We start from the raw sequence: 16,040 nt of genomic DNA, 5'->3' as shown, positions 1-16,040 counted from the left end.
TATCCGGCCTACAAGAGCGAAAGACGCCTACCTTAAGCGATCTATTCGAAGAACACCGCAATTTTGTTAAACATGGTGGGATCGGACTGGTTGCGCGCCACGTTGGTGACGTCCTCCAGCTTGTCGATCTGCGCCATCATCTGCTCCAGACGCTGGTCATCGTTGACCAGTAGCCAGATGCGGCTGTGCTCGCTGCCCTGAATCGGCAAACAGAGAATGCCTTCCACGTTAAACGCCCGGCGGGCAAACAGCCCGCAGACGTGAGTCATGACGCCAGGATGGTTGCGGACGGTGAGTTCCAGAATGACGTTATCATGTTGTTTCTGCATGGCTTATTCTCCCACCATCTCAGTATTTGCCGCACCCGGCGGCACCATCGGATACACTTTTTGTTCAGGGTCGATACGGACGTGGATAAGCGCCGGGCCCGGACGCGAGATCGCCGCCTGCAGCGCCGCGTGGGCATCCTCTTCCGCGTTCAGATCGCAGGTGTGCAGGCCAAAGCCGGCGGCAATCTGCATAAAGTTAATCATCCCCGGATAGGTCGCAGCAAACACGCCCTGCTTGTAGAACAGGCTCTGCTGCTGGTGCACCAGCCCCAGCGCCTCGTTGTTCATCAGGATGATTTTTACGTCTAACTGGTTTTCGGCTGCGGTCGCCATCTCCTGAATGTTCATCATCAGGCTGCCGTCGCCGGAGAAGCAGATGACCTTGCGGTCCGGATTCGCCAGCGCCGCACCAACTGCTGCAGGCAGACCGAAGCCCATGGTTCCCAGACCGCCGGAGGTCAGCCACTGGCGTGGACGGTTCAGCGGGTAGGCCTGGGCGGTCCACATCTGATGCTGTCCCACGTCGGTGGTGATAATCGCGCTATCGTCCACGCAGGCGGCCACGGCGTTGATCAGGCCATAGTGGCTCAGCGGATCGCCTTCAGTTGGGATCGCGCCCGGGAACTCGCGCTGCAGATCGGCCACCAGCTGGCGCCAGTCGGCGCGGTCGGTCGCGTCGGTTTGCGGGATCAGCTGCGCCAGCACTTCGGCTACGTCGCCCTGAATCGCCACGTGCGGCTGCTTGATTTTACCGAGCTCGGCGCGATCGATATCCACGTGAATGATTTTGGCATTCGGGCAGAACTGCTCGGTTTTACCAATCGCCCGGTCATCAAAACGCGCGCCCATAACAATCAGCAAATCCGCCTCCTGCAGGATGTAGTTGGTGCTGCGCGCGCCGTGCATGCCCAACATCCCCAGGGACAGCGGGTGCGCTTTTGGCAGCATGCCGAGCGCCATCAGGGTCATGGTGGTCGGCAGGTTGGCTTTTTCCGCAAACTGGCGGATTTCATCCGCGGCGTTGATCGCCCCGCCGCCCAGATAGAGCACCGGACGTTTGGCGGCGTTAATCATGGCGGCGGCGTCGCGCACGCTCTCAGCGCTGAACTCCGGCGCAGGGGCACGTTCACCCGGCTCCGGCAGAACGTCGATCTCAATTTCTGCGGTCTGGACATCCTTAGGAATGTCTATCCACACCGGGCCCGGGCGGCCGGACTGCGCAATGCGGAACGCATCGCTGATAACCTGAGGAAGCTCGGCGATGTCGCGAACTAAATAGTTATGTTTGGTGATGGGGATAGAGATGCCGTAGGTATCCACTTCCTGGAACGCATCGGTACCGATCATCGAGGACGGCACCTGGCCGGTAATGCAGATCAGCGGAATGGAGTCGAGGCGCGCATCGGCGATGGCGGTGACCAGGTTGGTTGCGCCCGGGCCGCTGCAGGCCATACAGACCGCCGGTTTACCCTGCGTGCGCGCCATGCCCTGAGCGATAAAGCCTGCCCCCTGCTCGTGACGCGCCAGCACATGGCGGATCTGCGTGCTTTGGCTTAACGCATCGTACAGCGGCAGCACCGTGCCGCCGGGGATGCCCGCAACCGTGGTAATGCCCTGTCGCTCCAGCAGATGAACGATCAGCTGCGCGCCGGTAAAACGCGTCTTGGTGGATGTTGTGCCCGAACTTGCCATGCTCCAGTCCTTTTCTTCTGAGCCGACTTTCCGGGGAGGGTCCTAAACGAAAAACCCCGCCCGGTTTGCGCCGGCGGGGTTTTGGATTCGTGTGTTGATCCAGTCCCTACGGCGCATTGCCGACGACGACCACCACACGCACGACGACCACTGCGGCTGGTTGCGCAGTTTTTAGTAGGGTCGAAGTGAAGATGGATGAAGTCATTGGGGACCTGTGTTTGGATTCATTGATTGAATTTATACAAACACAGGTTTTCGGGCGTGACAATGGAAAAATTTTCATCTGCGCAAAAATGCGCCAGGGATCACGTTTCAGTACGTTGCCCGCTCATTCCAGGAGTCACTATAGATGACATTGCCGTCGCAATGCTTCCAGGTGATTTTCTCATAGCGTACGAGAACCGTTTCAAGGTGTGTTCCCGTGTTTGCGCCGGGATACAGGTCAGGTGTGATTGAGGTTATTTTCACATTCTCCAGGAGGATATTAAAATATTCCTGCTCTAAACCCGCCTCATTAATCTGATACATCTTAATGGTGGCTGACTGGAGTGTTCTTCCCGTACTCAGCGCGCGAAAGAGAAGCGGGGTTACACGATCAAATTCTTTCTGAAACATGATGGGCATGTGGATGCGCGTGCCCGTCAATTTCCCGGTATTCCCGTCGACTGGGATGTTGACATTATGAGTGAACGATTTAAGTTCAATTGAACCTTCACGCCCTGTCACAAGGCAGGGGCCAACCATGGGGGAACCATTTTCATCTGTAAGAAATAAATAAGCCGGATTTGACATAAAGACTACCTTTTTTAAAAATCAATCGTACTTATCAAAACGACCGAAAATTATTGGATGAACAATGATAAATACACCGATAGCAATAAATGTGAGTAATACCCAGTGGTCAGGTACCAACCACAGAAAAAAAGAGGCGCATACAAAAACATAAACAGGAAATAAAATATCCGTAAAGAGAATTGATAACAGACTCTTAAACACGCTACTTGTCCCTTAAGTCGTCATAAATCGCTTCAAAATCCCTGTAGAATCCCATTTGAACCTTCTTAATGAGTTCAGACAGGAATGGTTCAATAAAGTAATAGAGCATCTCCAGTTGTGCGGCATAGAGAGTGGCGTAATACTTTGGGTCCAACGTTTTCAGGCGACGAGCAGCAAGCGCGCACTTCTGGTCCGTGCCAATGAGTTGAAAGGCCATGACAACGTTCGGTACACGACGTGCAAGCCGTTCGACGACGATTTCTGATAGCAGGCCAGATTTGGAAAGATATATTGCCAACCCCCATGCTATTGCTAAACGCGCTGCTTTGCTTGTCGGGATATTTTTAACAAGTCCGGTTACTTGTGAACCCGTCTTGCGGGCGCGATTTTGTTCATTTCCATTTTCAGAGTCATTTAGAATACTTTTAAAATAAAGATAGAGCATCTGTGCTATTACATCGCGATAACGGTAAAGAGACACAATTGAGAGGTACATCCTCTTTTCTTCTGAGAGAAGCTCATCACATACATCGTGATAGCTGGGGATTAAGCATGATGAGTACCAGCTTACACGCTCCATTCCTGAATAGATATCAGAGCCGATTCCCTTTAATGCTTTCCATGTCCCGGCAACGCCTTGCTGTCCATAAATAGCCAACTGTCTGTCGCTCTGGAACTTCATCTTCAAATAATCCGATGCTTGCATAACATATCCATATCATGCCTGTGGTTATAAGAATATACATTGGAAAGCAGTGTAATTCAAACCGGTGAAATTGCCTCAAAAACACATTCACGAGAAAAATAATACGATTAGATATTATTTTTTACGTCTATATGCGATGCAATTTTAATATCCTGGTGAGTCTGTTGTTTATATCAAATAGCTTATTTGGTGCTGCATCTCGTAAAACTATCCTGGTTCCCCTGCATAAAATTGATTTCTTAGGAAGCCTGACCAGGCCACTGCTTATCCCGGTATTTTTTTGTGGGCAGACCAGAAAACAAAAAACCCCGCCTAAGCGAGGTTTTTATCAGGGTTTTGCGGTTGGTCGCCGCAGAACACACTGTGTTACGTCAACGCAAAAAAGTATACGCGATCGAAGACGAACGCGCAATTCCGGCACGGATTTTGACGTTTTTGAGTATGGATCGCCTTTCGATTTTTGTCCAAAAAATACTGTTCATACATACAGTATTTATCTATACTGAGGGTGTTCGCAGTGAGCGAGGGGGCCGCAGTTCTACCGGCGCAACGAAGTCCTGGCTGAAACGGGTGGTGCCGTCAGTGCCTTAACCCCTGAAGTGAGCACACTGTGTTACGTCAATCCAGGTGCTGGCAACAGGCGGCGGAAAGGTACGCCAGCATCGTGCTCCTTTTAACCAAAAGGAGACGCGTATGAGCGTAGTGGATATGGTGATACTTATCCTCAAACTCATTGTTGCTGTACTGCAACTGCTTGATGCTGTCCTGAAATTCGTTCGGTAATTCAGGTTCAAGTCGCACCTGAGAGGGGCGGGCAACCGCCCCTCTTTAATAACGAGGGAATGCTATGTCGCGTCTGTTAATTGAACCTGTTACGCCTGATGAGCCGGGCTATATCGCCCTGAAGGCGGAAAGTATTGCACTGAATTTTAACATGCTGCGCAGGCTCGAAGAGAGCTGGCAGCGGGGTGAGAACCGCTTTAACGCGCCGGGCGAAAAGCTGCTGGGGGCGTTTCTTAACGGCAAGCTGGTGGGCGTGTGCGGTCTGAATCGCGATCCGTTCAGCCAGCAGCCGCGCGCTGGACGTATTCGCCATCTCTACGTCAGCGAGAAGTGCCGCGGGCTGGGGATTGGCAAGCAGCTTTTAACCGTCGTGATGGCCGATGCCAGCATCTGGTTTGATTTCCTCAATACCCATGCGCCGGACGCTGCCTACGGGTTTTATCGCCGGGCAGGTTTTACGCTGGTCTCGGACGAACCGCGGGTGACGCACCGCCTTTTTTGTGCGGTGTAACCGGCTGGCAGCTTCAGGGCGTGAATGTTACAGTTGAGTGACAATTCATCACCCGATACGCCATGACCATCACCGTATTCTGCATTTTGCTGTTCGCCGCTCTGCTGCATGCCAGCTGGAATGCCATTGTCAAAGCCGGAACGGACAAGCTCTATTCCGCGATTAGCGTCAGCGGCTCCGCCACGCTGATTGCCCTGGTGCTGCTCCCCTTCTCTCCACAGCCCTCTGCCGCAAGCTGGCCGTTTTTGTTAGTCTCCTGCGCCTTACAGGTGGTGTACACCGTGCTGGTGGCAAAGACCTATCAGGTCTCCGATATGAGCCAGACCTATCCGCTGATGCGCGGCACCGCACCGCTGCTGGTGGCGCTGATCAGCGTGCTGGCGCTTGGCGATCGTCTCTCCTGGCTCGCCTGGTCCGGCATTGGGGTAATTTGCCTGTCGATTCTGGCGATGGCGATGAACGGGCGCATGCAGTCGCGCAAGGGGATCTGGCTGGCGCTGCTGAATGCCTGTTTTATCGCCGGGTATACCCTGGTGGACGGCACCGGCGTGCGGCTGTCAGACACCGCGCTGGGCTATACGCTGTGGACCTTCTTTATGAACGGCTTCTGCCTGCTCGGCTGGGCGATGCTCGCGCGTCGACGCGAGGCATCCGGCTACCTGCGTCTGCACTGGAAAAAGGGGCTGCTCGGCGGCGTTGGCACCATGGGCTCTTACGGTCTGGCGCTGTGGGCAATGACGCAGGCACCGCTGGCGGTGGTCGCGGCGCTGCGGGAAACTTCCATACTCTTTGGCGCGCTGATCGCATTTTTGCTTTTAAAAGAAAAGGTTGCGGGCCTGCGCATCGCGGCGGCGCTGGGCATTGCTGGCGGTGCCATTCTGCTGCGTCTGGCGTAAAGCACTGGCAACATTAGTTGCCGTTCTTGTTTACAAATCCTGCCTTTACCGGTTTTTTCATTCACCACAACAATGCTTAAATTGCCATCTCTCTGTGGTAGATTCCTCGCGCATTTATGGGAATGCGCAGTCACTTATTCTTCATTTTTCTCTTTTGGCAAAAGTATTCAGCGACATGAAAAAGCAACGGAACGTTAACTTATTGTTGATGCTGGTGTTACTGGTGGCCGTCGGTCAGATGGCGCAAACCATCTACATTCCGGCGATTGCCGACATGGCAAAGGAATTAAACGTCCGCGAGGGCGCAGTACAGAGCGTAATGGCTGCTTACCTGCTGACCTATGGCGTTTCGCAGCTCTTCTACGGCCCGCTCTCCGACCGCGTCGGGCGTCGCCCGGTGATCCTGGTGGGCATGAGCATTTTCATGGTGGCGACCGTCATTGCGATGACCACCCATAACCTGACCGTATTGATTGCCGCCAGCGCCCTGCAGGGCGTCGGGACCGGCGTCGGCGGGGTGATGGCGCGAACCTTACCGCGCGATATGTATCAGGGTACCCAGCTGCGCCATGCCAACAGCCTGTTGAATATGGGCATTCTGGTCAGCCCGCTGCTGGCCCCGCTGATCGGCGGCCTGCTGGACACGATGTGGTCCTGGCGCGCCTGTTACGCCTTCCTGCTGGTGCTCTGCATGATTGTCACCTTCAGCATGGCGCGCTGGATGCCGGAAACGCGCCCGCAGGACGCGCCGCGCACGAAGCTTATCGCCAGCTATAAAACGCTGTTCGGCAACGGCGCGTTCACCTGCTACCTGCTGATGCTGATTGGCGGCCTGGCGGGTATCGCGGTGTTTGAAGCCTGCTCCGGCGTGCTGCTGGGCGCGGGGCTTGGCCTGAGCAGTATGGTGGTGAGCATTCTGTTTATTCTGCCGATCCCGGCGGCGTTCTTCGGCGCGTGGTTTGCCGGGCGACCAAACAAACGCTTCTCCACCCTGATGTGGCAGTCGGTGATCAGCTGTCTGCTGGCGGGTCTGATGATGTGGATCCCAGGGCTGTTTGGCGTGATGACCGTCTGGACGCTGCTCATCCCGGCGGCGCTGTTCTTCTTTGGCGCGGGGATGCTGTTCCCGCTCGCCACCAGCGGCGCGATGGAGCCGTTCCCGTTCCTCGCAGGTACGGCGGGCGCGCTGGTGGGCGGTTTGCAGAACATCGGTTCCGGCGCGCTGGCCTGGCTTTCAGCGATGATGCCGCAGACCGGGCAGGCTAGTTTGGGCCTGTTGATGACGCTGATGGGGCTGCTGATTTTACTGTGCTGGCTGCCGCTGGCGTCGCGTGTCCCGCATCACGAGCAGCCGGTTTAACCGCATGATGGCCCGGCTTCTCGCCGGGCTTTTCACAGACAGGGGCGATCATCGCCTGCAATAACGGCTCTGGCGCAGGCCGCCAGGCGCCCTCTTCCCCGTCGTAAAACTGGAAATCCGCGTTAAGCGCATACGGGATTTTCGCCTTTTGCAGCTCGCAGGCCATAAAGGTAGCGAACGCTATTTGCGAGGCGGTTGGCGTAAAGCGGCTTGATTCTCCCACGCCCCAGCCCCCAACCCAGCTAACGTGCCCGGTTTTTTGCTGCCAGTGCAGCGCGGCATTGATGCGGTTACGGATTGCCGCTTTCTCCGCCGCCGTGCCGGACGTCCACGGGTATTTACCGCCATTCTTCAGCGGCCCCCACGGGAAAATATGCCACTCCGCCAGCAGATAGTTTTGGCTGTGCGCGGGCAGCTTCAGACTGGATAACTCCTCCGGCGCGGCACGCAGGCGCGGCGCAATGAAGATCATGCGCTGTGGGTCGATGTCGTGGATCGCTTTGATGGTCTTTTCATAGACGCGGTTTAACGACGCCAGATTGTGGTTGAGCTTGTCGGCCGGTTCATAGATGAGGTCAAAACCCAGCAGCGGGTAGCTCTGACCGAAATAGTGCGCCACGGCAATCCACCAGTTGACCGTCTCTTTCTCGTTATCGGCTTTCGGGTCGTTTTTATATTCATCAGCCTGATACGCGACTATCGGGATCACGCCATACTGCTCGCAGGCTTCCACCAGCTTGCGCAGGTGGATCAGCCGCGCTTCCGTCGGCTCATCGGCGACGCGGATGCGCACGTGGGTAATGCCTTTAGCCCGAAAATCGCGTACCACCAGCGGGTCGAATTCACGTATGCCGCGCTCGGTGCGCGCCCAGTCCACATCCATCCCGACGCCCAGCTGCTGCGCATAAAGGGCGGCCGTCAGCGGCGGCTCAGCGGCAATGGCCCAGCCGGAAGAGATCAGTAATGCACAGGCAATAAAAGGCTTTAACACGGTTTACCCTGGATAAATCGAAAGCATTACCTGTATTTAGCACGCTTTTTCACATTTGGTGTAGCGCGAAAGCGTAATAATTCTTCAACCTGCCAGTTCTCTCAGCCAGCTGATAAAGGCGTCAATTTTCGGCCACTGACGGCCAGAAAGCGTCGAAATATAGTAGTGCTGATGACATTTCAGGGTCTTGTCACCAAACGGAGCGATCAGTTCGCCCCGTTCAAGCCGTTTTTGCACCAGCCGCTTTCTGCCCATCGCGACGCCGACGTGGTTGATGGCCGCAATGATCGCCAAATCGGAACGATCGAAACCAATGCCCGATGATGGCGGCATATTCACCGCAAAGTGCTGCGCCCAGCTCAGCCACTCATCCGTACCAGAATCATTACTCCAGGCCTGACGGTCATGCAGCAGCGTGCAGTGGCTGAGGTTATCGGGGTTTTTCAACAGCTCATGCTCGCGGGCATACTGCGGCGAGCAGACGGGCAAAATCTCTTCGTCCATCAGGAAGTGGTGAGACAGATGGTTTGGCGGGGTATCGTCGAAGTAGAGCGCCAGATCGACACCTGTTCGCTGCATATTGACGTAATCATTACCGGTCAGGATGGTGAGCGAAATTGACGGATAGCGGCGGGTAAAGTCGCCCAGCATGGGTACCAGCCAGCACTGGGCGATCGACGGCCGGGAGTAGACCGTCAGCGTGCCGGACAGCGCCTGGTTTTTGATGTCCAGGATCTCCTGATTCAGGGTGTCGAGGGACGATTTTAGCGTCCAGTAAACGCGCTTTCCCTCCTGCGTCAGCTCAACTTTACGGTGCGAACGGACAAACAGCTGAATACCCAGCTCCTCTTCCAGCAGATTAATGCGGTGGCTCACCGCGCTGGGGCTAAGCGACAGTTCCTCCGCCGCCAGCGCGAAGGATTCATGCCGGGCCGCCACTTCAAAGGTGTACATTTTCGACAGTTGCCAGCCGTTGAGCAGCCGGTTTCTGGCTTCATTTGCATCGGTCATCACAATTCTCACGCGTGGTTTCTGCGCTCAGCATACCGTTTAAGGGTGAATTTATGTGAACCTAATGCGGATTAAGTGCGTTTTTTAGAGCGCAGTCACTCAGTTGATTCAATCTGGCTCACCTGAACGCCAATTTATATCGTTTGTCAGCCCACGCCGCTTTTTCGTCCAATACCCCCAGATGACATAAGGGTGAGGTGAGATATGGGATCTCAGGTCTGGGTTGTGGCAACGCTGCTGGTCAGCATTGTGTTGATTGTTTTAACCATCGTAAAACTGAAGTTTCACCCGTTCCTCGCGCTGCTGCTGGCGAGCTTTTTCGTCGGCGCAATGATGGGAATGAGCCCGCTGGATATGGTAAACGCCATTGAGAGCGGGATTGGCGGCACGCTGGGCTTCCTGGCGGCCGTGATTGGTCTTGGGACCATTCTCGGCAAGATGATGGAGGTTTCCGGCGCGGCAGAGCGCATCGGGATCGCCCTGCAGCGCTGCCGCTGGCTGTCAGCAGACGTGATTATGGTACTGGTCGGCCTGATCTGCGGCATTACGCTGTTCGTGGAAGTGGGCGTGGTCCTGCTGATCCCGCTGGCGTTTTCCATCGCCAAAAAGACCCACACGTCGCTGCTCAAGCTGGCCATTCCGCTCTGTACCGCGCTGATGGCGGTGCACTGCGTGGTGCCGCCGCATCCGGCTGCGCTGTTTGTGACCAATAAATTAGGGGCGGACGTCGGGACGGTGATCGTCTACGGCCTGCTGGTGGGCCTGATGGCCTCTCTGGTCGGCGGCCCGCTGTTCCTGAAACTGCTCGGCAATCGTCTGCCGTTTAAACCGGTTCCGGCGGAATTTTCAGATCTGAAGGTGCGGGAGGAGCATACCCTGCCGTCGCTGGGCGCCACGCTGTTTACGGTGCTGCTGCCGATTGCCCTGATGCTGGTGAAGACCATCGCCGAACTGAATGTGGCAAAAGACGGCACGCTGTATACGCTGCTGGAGTTTATCGGCAACCCCATCACCGCCATGTTTATCGCCGTGTTTGTCGCCTACTACCTGCTGGGGATCCGCCAGCACATGGGCATGGGCGCGATGCTGACCCATACGGAGCACGGCTTTGGCTCTATCGCCAACATTTTGCTGATTATCGGCGCGGGCGGCGCGTTCAACGCCATCCTGAAAACCAGCGGACTGGCGGACTCGCTGGCGCATATTCTCTCGAACCTGCACATGCACCCTATTCTGCTCGCCTGGCTGGTGGCGCTGGTGCTGCATGCCGCCGTTGGCTCCGCCACGGTCGCGATGATGGGCGCCACGGCCATCGTCGCGCCGATGCTGCCGCTCTACCCGAACGTCAGTCCGGAGATCATTACCATTGCCATCGGTTCCGGCGCAATTGGCTGCACGATCGTCACCGATTCCCTCTTCTGGCTGGTGAAGCAGTACTGCGGCGCGACCCTGAATGAGACCTTCAAATACTATACGACGGCGACGTTTATCGCCTCGGTGCTTGCACTTGGCGGCACATTCCTGCTTTCTTTCATTATCTGAGCGCGAAGAGACGTATTATGGAAAACGCAACTATCACCAATTTAACCGCACAGTTTCCTCTGGTTGAGGATCTGATTGCCCTTAAAGAAACCACCTGGCTTAACCCGCGCACCACCACGCTGGCGGAAGGGCTGCCCTATGTCGGGCTGACCAAAGCCGACGTGGACGACGCCCATGCGCGACTCAACCGCTTCGCGCCGTATCTGGCGAAAGCCTTCCCGGAGACGGCTGCAACGGGTGGGATTATTGAATCCGAACTGGTCGCGATCCCGGCAATGCAGGCGCGGCTGGAGAAAGAATCTGCTAAGTCTATTCCCGGCACGCTGCTGCTGAAAAAAGACAGCCATCTGCCGATTTCCGGCTCGATTAAAGCGCGCGGCGGTATCTATGAGGTGCTGACCCACGCGGAAAAGCTGGCTCTGGACGCCGGGTTGCTGAGCGTTGAGGATGACTACAGCATCCTGCTGGAGCCGCGCTTTAAGGACTTCTTCAGCCAGTACAGCATTGCGGTAGGCTCAACCGGCAACCTGGGGATGTCCATCGGTATCATGAGCGCCCGCATCGGCTTTAAGGTGACGGTGCATATGTCCGCCGACGCCCGCGAGTGGAAGAAAGCCAAACTGCGCAGCCACGGCGTCATCGTCGTGGAATATGAGCAGGATTACGGCGTGGCGGTGGAGCAGGGACGCAAAGCGGCAGAAAGCGATCCGAACTGTTTCTTCATTGACGATGAAAACTCCCGCACCCTGTTCCTGGGCTACGCGGTGGCAGGCGAGCGGCTAAAGGCGCAGTTTGCCGCACAGGGCCGCGTGGTGGATGCCGATCATCCGCTGTACGTCTATCTGCCGTGCGGCGTCGGCGGCGGCCCTGGCGGCGTGGCGTTTGGCCTGAAGCTGGCCTTTGGTGACAACGTCCACTGCTTCTTCGCGGAGCCCACGCACTCCCCGTGCATGCTGCTGGGCGTCTACACCGGCCTGCACGACGAGATTGCCGTACAGGACCTGGGCATTGATAACGTAACGGCAGCGGACGGGCTGGCGGTAGGACGCGCGTCCGGCTTCGTGGGCCGCGCCATGGAGCGCCTGCTTGACGGGTTCTATACGCTTTCCGATCAGAGCATGTACGACATGCTCGGCTGGCTGGCGCAGGAGGAAGGCATTCGGCTGGAACCGTCCGCGCTGGCGGGCATGGCCGGACCGCTGCGCGTGCCTTCAGATGCCAGCGTTACCCACCTGGTGTGGGCGACCGGCGGCGGCATGGTGCCGGAAGACGAGATGGCGAAGTATCTGGCGAAAGGGCAGTAATTCTGCCGGGTGGCGGCTACGCCTTACCCGGCCTACGGTTCGCGGCAGTTGTAGGCCCGGTAAGGCGTAGCCGCCACCGGGCTTTAAAAGCTCACAATTTGCTGAATGTGGGTCATCGCAAACAGCAGAGAGAGAGAAAGCACAGCCAGCGCAATCAGGAACTTATCCCGCACCGCCTTCGGCTGCACAACATCCTCTTTTGCCACGTCCATCAGGTTACGACTGCGGGTATAGCGCCATAAAACGATCGCCACCAGCGCCAGCACAACAAGCGAGATCCAGAACGGCACCCCGGTGCGGTGCCAGTTGTGCTTAATCGCCAGGGCAATCAGCGCACCATACCCCAGCAGCGTGCGCAGCCAGGCGAGTGACGTCCGCTCCGGCTGCAGGCCGGGGTCCGCTTCGCGTCGCGCTTTGCGGCTATCCGCCATAGAACACCAGCACCATCACCACCCCCGCCACCGCCAGCAAAATCGCGCTGATGATAAGTAATCCACGCGTATAGGGCAGATCCTGCTTCAAACGCATCGCTTTTTCATTGCGCAGCCAGCGCAGGTAGCCGTAAATCGCCAGCACGCCCGCGAACAGGCACAGCAGCAGCGCCAGCACCTCGCGAATCAGCGGGGTGGCGAAATCAGGCGCGAGCTGGTCGAGCCCCACCCCGGCGGCAAGGAATCCCAGCGCGGTGCGGATCCACGCTAAAAACGTGCGTTCATTAGCCAGCGAGAAGCGGTAGTCCGGCGCTTCGCCGAGGCGGGAAATTTTCATGAAGGTTCCTTGTCGAGCTACGGGCAGGCTTCAGCATAGCGTAAATCGACAAGGACAAGGAGACCGGCATCGGGCGATGCCGGTCAGGACGATCAGTGCAGCTCTGGCCAGTAATCCTTGTTGGCCTCGATCAGGTCATCCAGAATCGCTTTCGCAACAGACGCGCTCGGCACGGTTTTCGACAGGGTAATCGCCTGCCAGAGTTTCTGGTACGAACGCTGCTCCCAGGCATCCACCACCAGTTTTTCCACCGCCACCTGCTGGCTCATCAGCCCTTTCTGGAAGTGCGGAATATCGCCCACCGTGAGCGGCTCCGGTCCGTTATGGCCCACCAGGCAAGGAATTTCCACCATCGCATCGGCATCAAAGTTATGGATGGCCCCGTTGTTTGGCACAATCAGCAGCATCCGCTCCTGGGTGTTAAAGGCAATGGCGGTCGCCAGATCGACGATGTACGACGCGTGTTCGTCGATTTCCAGCTCACCGGCGGAGGATTTTCCCGCCTCGATAATCGCCCGGCAGGAACTGAACACGTGCTTCTCACGGTGGTCCATGACCTCATTGGCGCGGGTGCGTTCCGGGTTGGAATGCGCGACCACGTAGTCCGGGAAGAGATAATACTTCAGGTAGGTGTTCGGCATGGTATCCGGATCCAGCGCCTGCACGTCTTTGGCTTTGGCGAACGTATCGTTCCAGCTCGCCTCGGTGTGAGCATTGTCAGAAGGCGGAACATAGCCGTTTTTCGCCACGTATTCGCGCAGCTTCGGCATCAGATCGTTGCCGTTCAGGTCTTCAATTGACGTCCACCAGCCGAAATGGTTCAGGCCGTAGTAGCGCACGCGCATCTCTTTGCGGTCTTTCAGGCCAACAATCTGTGCCATGCGCCCTTCGATGCCGATCGGCATATCGCAGATATTGAGGATTTTGGCGTTCGGACGCAGGCGGCGCGTGGCTTCCGCGACAATCGCCGCCGGGTTGGAGTAGTTCAGCATCCACGCGTTCGGAGAGTACTGCTCCATGTAATCCACCAGCTCCAGCACGCCGCCGATAGAGCGCATGCCGTAGGCAATCCCGCCCGGGCCGCAGGTTTCCTGGCCCAGCACGCCGTGGCGCAGCGGGATTTTTTCATCTTTTTCGCGCATCGGGTATTTGCCCACGCGGATATGCGCCATCACGAAATCGACATCGCTAAAGGCCGCTTTCGGATCGGTGGTGTAGCTGAATTCAATCTCCGGAGCCTGTTCCTTAAGGATGATTTTGCACGCTTCGGCGATGGTCTCCTGACGCGCGCCGTCGTTGTCATAGAACTTCAGCGCGCGCAGCGGGAAACGGTCACGGTTGGCTAACAGCATCAGGACGATACCAGGCGTAAAGGTGCTGCCGCCGCCTGCAATGACAACTGAGAATTTTTTCATGATATAGCCTCTGTCAGGGTGGTTTGTTCATTCGTTAAGGGGGTTTTCATCAGCGATTCCAGCTGGTCGCGCACCTGAGGAACGTGCAGGCCGACAATCACCTGAATGCCGTTGCCGCGTCGCACCACGCCGTGGGCGCCGAGGGCTTTGAAGACGTCATCGCTTTGCGTTTTCGCCATATCGACCAGGGCGATGCGCAGGCGGGTGGCGCAGTTGTTGATGCTTTCGATGTTGGCCGCGCCGCCGAGCGCCTGCAGGAATCCGGCGGCCTGCCCGACCTGCTGGCTGGCCGCGGCCGGGGCGGTGGTTTGCCCGCGCGCCGCCTTATAGTCGGCCTTGCTGTAGAGCTTGATTTCGCTCTCCTCCCGGCCCGGGGTTTTCAGGTTCAGACGTGCAATCAGCGTTTTGAAGACCACGAAGTAAACTCCGGTGAAGCAGACGCCAATGCCGATCTGGGTAAAGACCGTCGCGGCGTGGTTATGGAACATCGGGATCCAGTTTTGCGGCAGGAACTGGTCCAGCAGGCCGCCGCCCATGTTCCCGACCACGCCGAAGGTGTACATCACCGTCGCCATGGTCGCCGCCAGCACGGCGTGAACGGCAAACAGCAGTGGCGAGATAAACAGGAAGGTGAATTCGAGCGGTTCGGTAATGCCCACCAGCACCGCGGTAAGCGTGGCCGGGACCAGCAGCCCCGCGACCTTGACGCGGTTTTCCGGCGACGCGGTGTACCAGATCGCCAGCGCAATCCCGACCGAGCCGAACACTTTTGAGTTACCGTGCAGGGCGAAGCCGCCTTCCGGGAAGAGGGTTTTCAGCGGCAGGGTGCTCTGGCTGAATTCCTGCAGATGCTGCGCCCAGTAGACCTGAATCCCCCCTTCCACCGCCGCCGGGCCGAAGATGAACGGACCGTAGACGAAGTGGTGCAATCCGGTTGGGATCAGAATGCGTTCCAGGAAGGTATAGACCCACACGCCCAGCGCCCCGGCAGAGCGCAGGAACGCCTGCAGGGACTCAATGCCCATCTGCACTTTCGGCCAGCCCAGCAGCGTCAGCCAGGCGCAGGGGATCATGACGAAGAACGCGAGGATAACGACAAACGAGCTGCCCTGGAAAATCCCCAGAAACACCGGCAGCGGCTTGTCAAAATAGCGGTTATGGATGGCGGTGACGATGCCTGAAATCACGATTGCACCGATGATGCTGGTATCGAGCGTTTTGATGCCGGCAATCATCGCCAGCCCGCTACCGGCCGTCGGTTCGGCGGAGAAGTCGACGCCAAAGAAGTGGCCCCAGGTCATCCCCATCGCGTTGATGAAGTAGTTCCAGGTCAGGAAGCTAATCAGCACCGCCAGACAGGCACGGCCCTGGGCCTGCTTCGCCAGGCCAATCGGCAGGCCGACGGCAAAAATCAGCGGCATATTGCGGAACACCGCCCAGCCGCCCTCTTCAATGATGTGAACAATCTGCGCGAAAAGATGATCGGGGGCCGTTAAGGCTTCGCCGACAAACAGCGGGTTGCGAAGCATGATGGCTATTCCCACCACGATCCCGGCGAACGGAAACAGCAACACCGGGGTAAACATGGCACCGCCAAAACGTTGTATTTGACTGAGCATTTTTAAATCCTCATGAAACAACCTGTAGGGGTAGAGGCCTTTATGGTTTTTTGCTGGCCTGAGGTGAGCATAAGAACTTACTGATGCGCGAACATGGCGTGCCGCTGCGATTCGTGA

General features: G+C 57.1%; 17 protein-coding genes. 6 read left to right on the top strand and 11 right to left on the bottom strand.

The window, feature by feature from the left end; translation table 11 throughout:
• Window positions 1–41: 41 nt before the first annotated feature.
• The 5 genes from ilvN to BFG58_RS10970 form a co-directional block, all read right to left on the bottom strand.
• Window positions 42–329: an acetolactate synthase small subunit gene (gene ilvN / locus BFG58_RS10990; RefSeq protein ID WP_008500144.1), complete on the bottom strand. Its 288-nt coding sequence runs from the start codon at window positions 327–329 to the stop codon at window positions 42–44.
• A 3-nt stretch (window positions 330–332) separates the two neighbouring features.
• Window positions 333–2,021 (bottom strand): acetolactate synthase large subunit, encoded by a 1,689-nt coding sequence (gene ilvB, locus BFG58_RS10985; protein WP_063622947.1) that lies wholly within the window; start codon window positions 2,019–2,021, stop codon window positions 333–335.
• A gap of 106 nt (window positions 2,022–2,127) precedes the next feature.
• Window positions 2,128–2,226 carry an ilvB operon leader peptide IvbL gene (ivbL, locus tag BFG58_RS23835; RefSeq protein WP_057979964.1) on the bottom strand — a complete coding sequence of 33 codons (99 nt, stop codon included), beginning with the start codon at window positions 2,224–2,226 and terminating at the stop codon, window positions 2,128–2,130.
• Window positions 2,227–2,333: 107 nt separating this feature from the next.
• Window positions 2,334–2,813 carry a type VI secretion system tube protein TssD gene (locus BFG58_RS10980; protein ID WP_069719809.1) on the bottom strand — a complete coding sequence of 160 codons (480 nt, stop codon included), beginning with the start codon at window positions 2,811–2,813 and terminating at the stop codon, window positions 2,334–2,336.
• 205 nt (window positions 2,814–3,018) lie between these two features.
• Window positions 3,019–3,723: a hypothetical protein gene (locus tag BFG58_RS10970; protein WP_069719808.1), complete on the bottom strand. Its 705-nt coding sequence runs from the start codon at window positions 3,721–3,723 to the stop codon at window positions 3,019–3,021.
• Between the two features lie 693 nt (window positions 3,724–4,416).
• Here BFG58_RS10970 and tisB point away from each other — a divergent pair.
• The 4 genes from tisB to emrD all read left to right on the top strand — a co-directional run bounded on the left by tisB (window position 4,417) and on the right by emrD (window position 7,273).
• Complete coding sequence (tisB, locus tag BFG58_RS24435; RefSeq protein WP_008500146.1) at window positions 4,417–4,506, top strand: type I toxin-antitoxin system toxin TisB; 90 nt, start codon at window positions 4,417–4,419, stop codon at window positions 4,504–4,506.
• A gap of 64 nt (window positions 4,507–4,570) precedes the next feature.
• A complete protein-coding gene (locus BFG58_RS10960; RefSeq protein WP_025910712.1) occupies window positions 4,571–5,017 on the top strand; it encodes a GNAT family N-acetyltransferase in 447 nt (148 codons plus the stop codon).
• Between the two features lie 62 nt (window positions 5,018–5,079).
• A complete protein-coding gene (locus BFG58_RS10955) occupies window positions 5,080–5,913 on the top strand; it encodes an EamA family transporter (protein WP_069719807.1) in 834 nt (277 codons plus the stop codon).
• Window positions 5,914–6,088: 175 nt separating this feature from the next.
• Window positions 6,089–7,273: a multidrug efflux MFS transporter EmrD gene (emrD, locus tag BFG58_RS10950; RefSeq protein ID WP_032676063.1), complete on the top strand. Its 1,185-nt coding sequence runs from the start codon at window positions 6,089–6,091 to the stop codon at window positions 7,271–7,273.
• Here the strand turns inward: emrD and BFG58_RS10945 are convergent.
• Together BFG58_RS10945 and dsdC are read right to left on the bottom strand one after the other, a co-directional pair.
• Window positions 7,176–8,264 (bottom strand): cellulase family glycosylhydrolase, encoded by a 1,089-nt coding sequence (locus BFG58_RS10945; protein WP_045909372.1) that lies wholly within the window; start codon window positions 8,262–8,264, stop codon window positions 7,176–7,178. The genes emrD and BFG58_RS10945 overlap by 98 nt on opposite strands.
• An 84-nt stretch (window positions 8,265–8,348) precedes the next feature.
• Window positions 8,349–9,275, bottom strand: a complete 927-nt coding sequence (gene dsdC, locus BFG58_RS10940; RefSeq protein WP_048030332.1) for a DNA-binding transcriptional regulator DsdC — start codon at window positions 9,273–9,275, stop codon at window positions 8,349–8,351.
• Between the two features lie 204 nt (window positions 9,276–9,479).
• On the opposite strand from dsdC, the gene dsdX reads away from it, so the two are divergent.
• The gene (gene dsdX, locus BFG58_RS10935; protein ID WP_069719806.1) at window positions 9,480–10,817 is read left to right on the top strand and encodes a D-serine transporter DsdX; all 1,338 of its coding nucleotides are present in this window, start codon (window positions 9,480–9,482) and stop codon (window positions 10,815–10,817) included.
• A 17-nt stretch (window positions 10,818–10,834) separates the two neighbouring features.
• Window positions 10,835–12,121: a D-serine ammonia-lyase gene (dsdA, locus tag BFG58_RS10930; protein ID WP_069719805.1), complete on the top strand. Its 1,287-nt coding sequence runs from the start codon at window positions 10,835–10,837 to the stop codon at window positions 12,119–12,121.
• Between the two features lie 83 nt (window positions 12,122–12,204).
• On the opposite strand, the gene BFG58_RS10925 is transcribed toward dsdA, so the two are convergent.
• The 4 genes from BFG58_RS10925 to BFG58_RS10910 all read right to left on the bottom strand — a co-directional run bounded on the left by BFG58_RS10925 (window position 12,205) and on the right by BFG58_RS10910 (window position 15,923).
• A complete protein-coding gene (locus BFG58_RS10925; RefSeq protein WP_045909368.1) occupies window positions 12,205–12,552 on the bottom strand; it encodes a DUF202 domain-containing protein in 348 nt (115 codons plus the stop codon).
• Window positions 12,542–12,889: a YidH family protein gene (locus tag BFG58_RS10920; RefSeq protein ID WP_024907384.1), complete on the bottom strand. Its 348-nt coding sequence runs from the start codon at window positions 12,887–12,889 to the stop codon at window positions 12,542–12,544. Before BFG58_RS10920 ends, BFG58_RS10925 begins: the two co-directional genes overlap by 11 nt.
• Window positions 12,890–12,981: 92 nt before the next feature.
• The gene (locus BFG58_RS10915) at window positions 12,982–14,304 is read right to left on the bottom strand and encodes a 6-phospho-alpha-glucosidase (protein WP_063622957.1); all 1,323 of its coding nucleotides are present in this window, start codon (window positions 14,302–14,304) and stop codon (window positions 12,982–12,984) included.
• On the bottom strand, window positions 14,301–15,923 hold the full coding sequence (locus tag BFG58_RS10910) for an alpha-glucoside-specific PTS transporter subunit IIBC (protein WP_008500158.1): 1,623 nt from the start codon (window positions 15,921–15,923) through the stop codon (window positions 14,301–14,303). Before BFG58_RS10910 ends, BFG58_RS10915 begins: the two co-directional genes overlap by 4 nt.
• Between the last annotated feature and the right edge of the window lie 117 nt (window positions 15,924–16,040).

The organism is Enterobacter sp. ku-bf2, assembly GCF_001742765.1.
In the GTDB taxonomy this organism is placed as follows: Bacteria; Pseudomonadota; Gammaproteobacteria; order Enterobacterales; family Enterobacteriaceae; genus Enterobacter; species Enterobacter quasiroggenkampii.
This window is presented reverse-complemented; position numbering and strand designations above follow the sequence as displayed.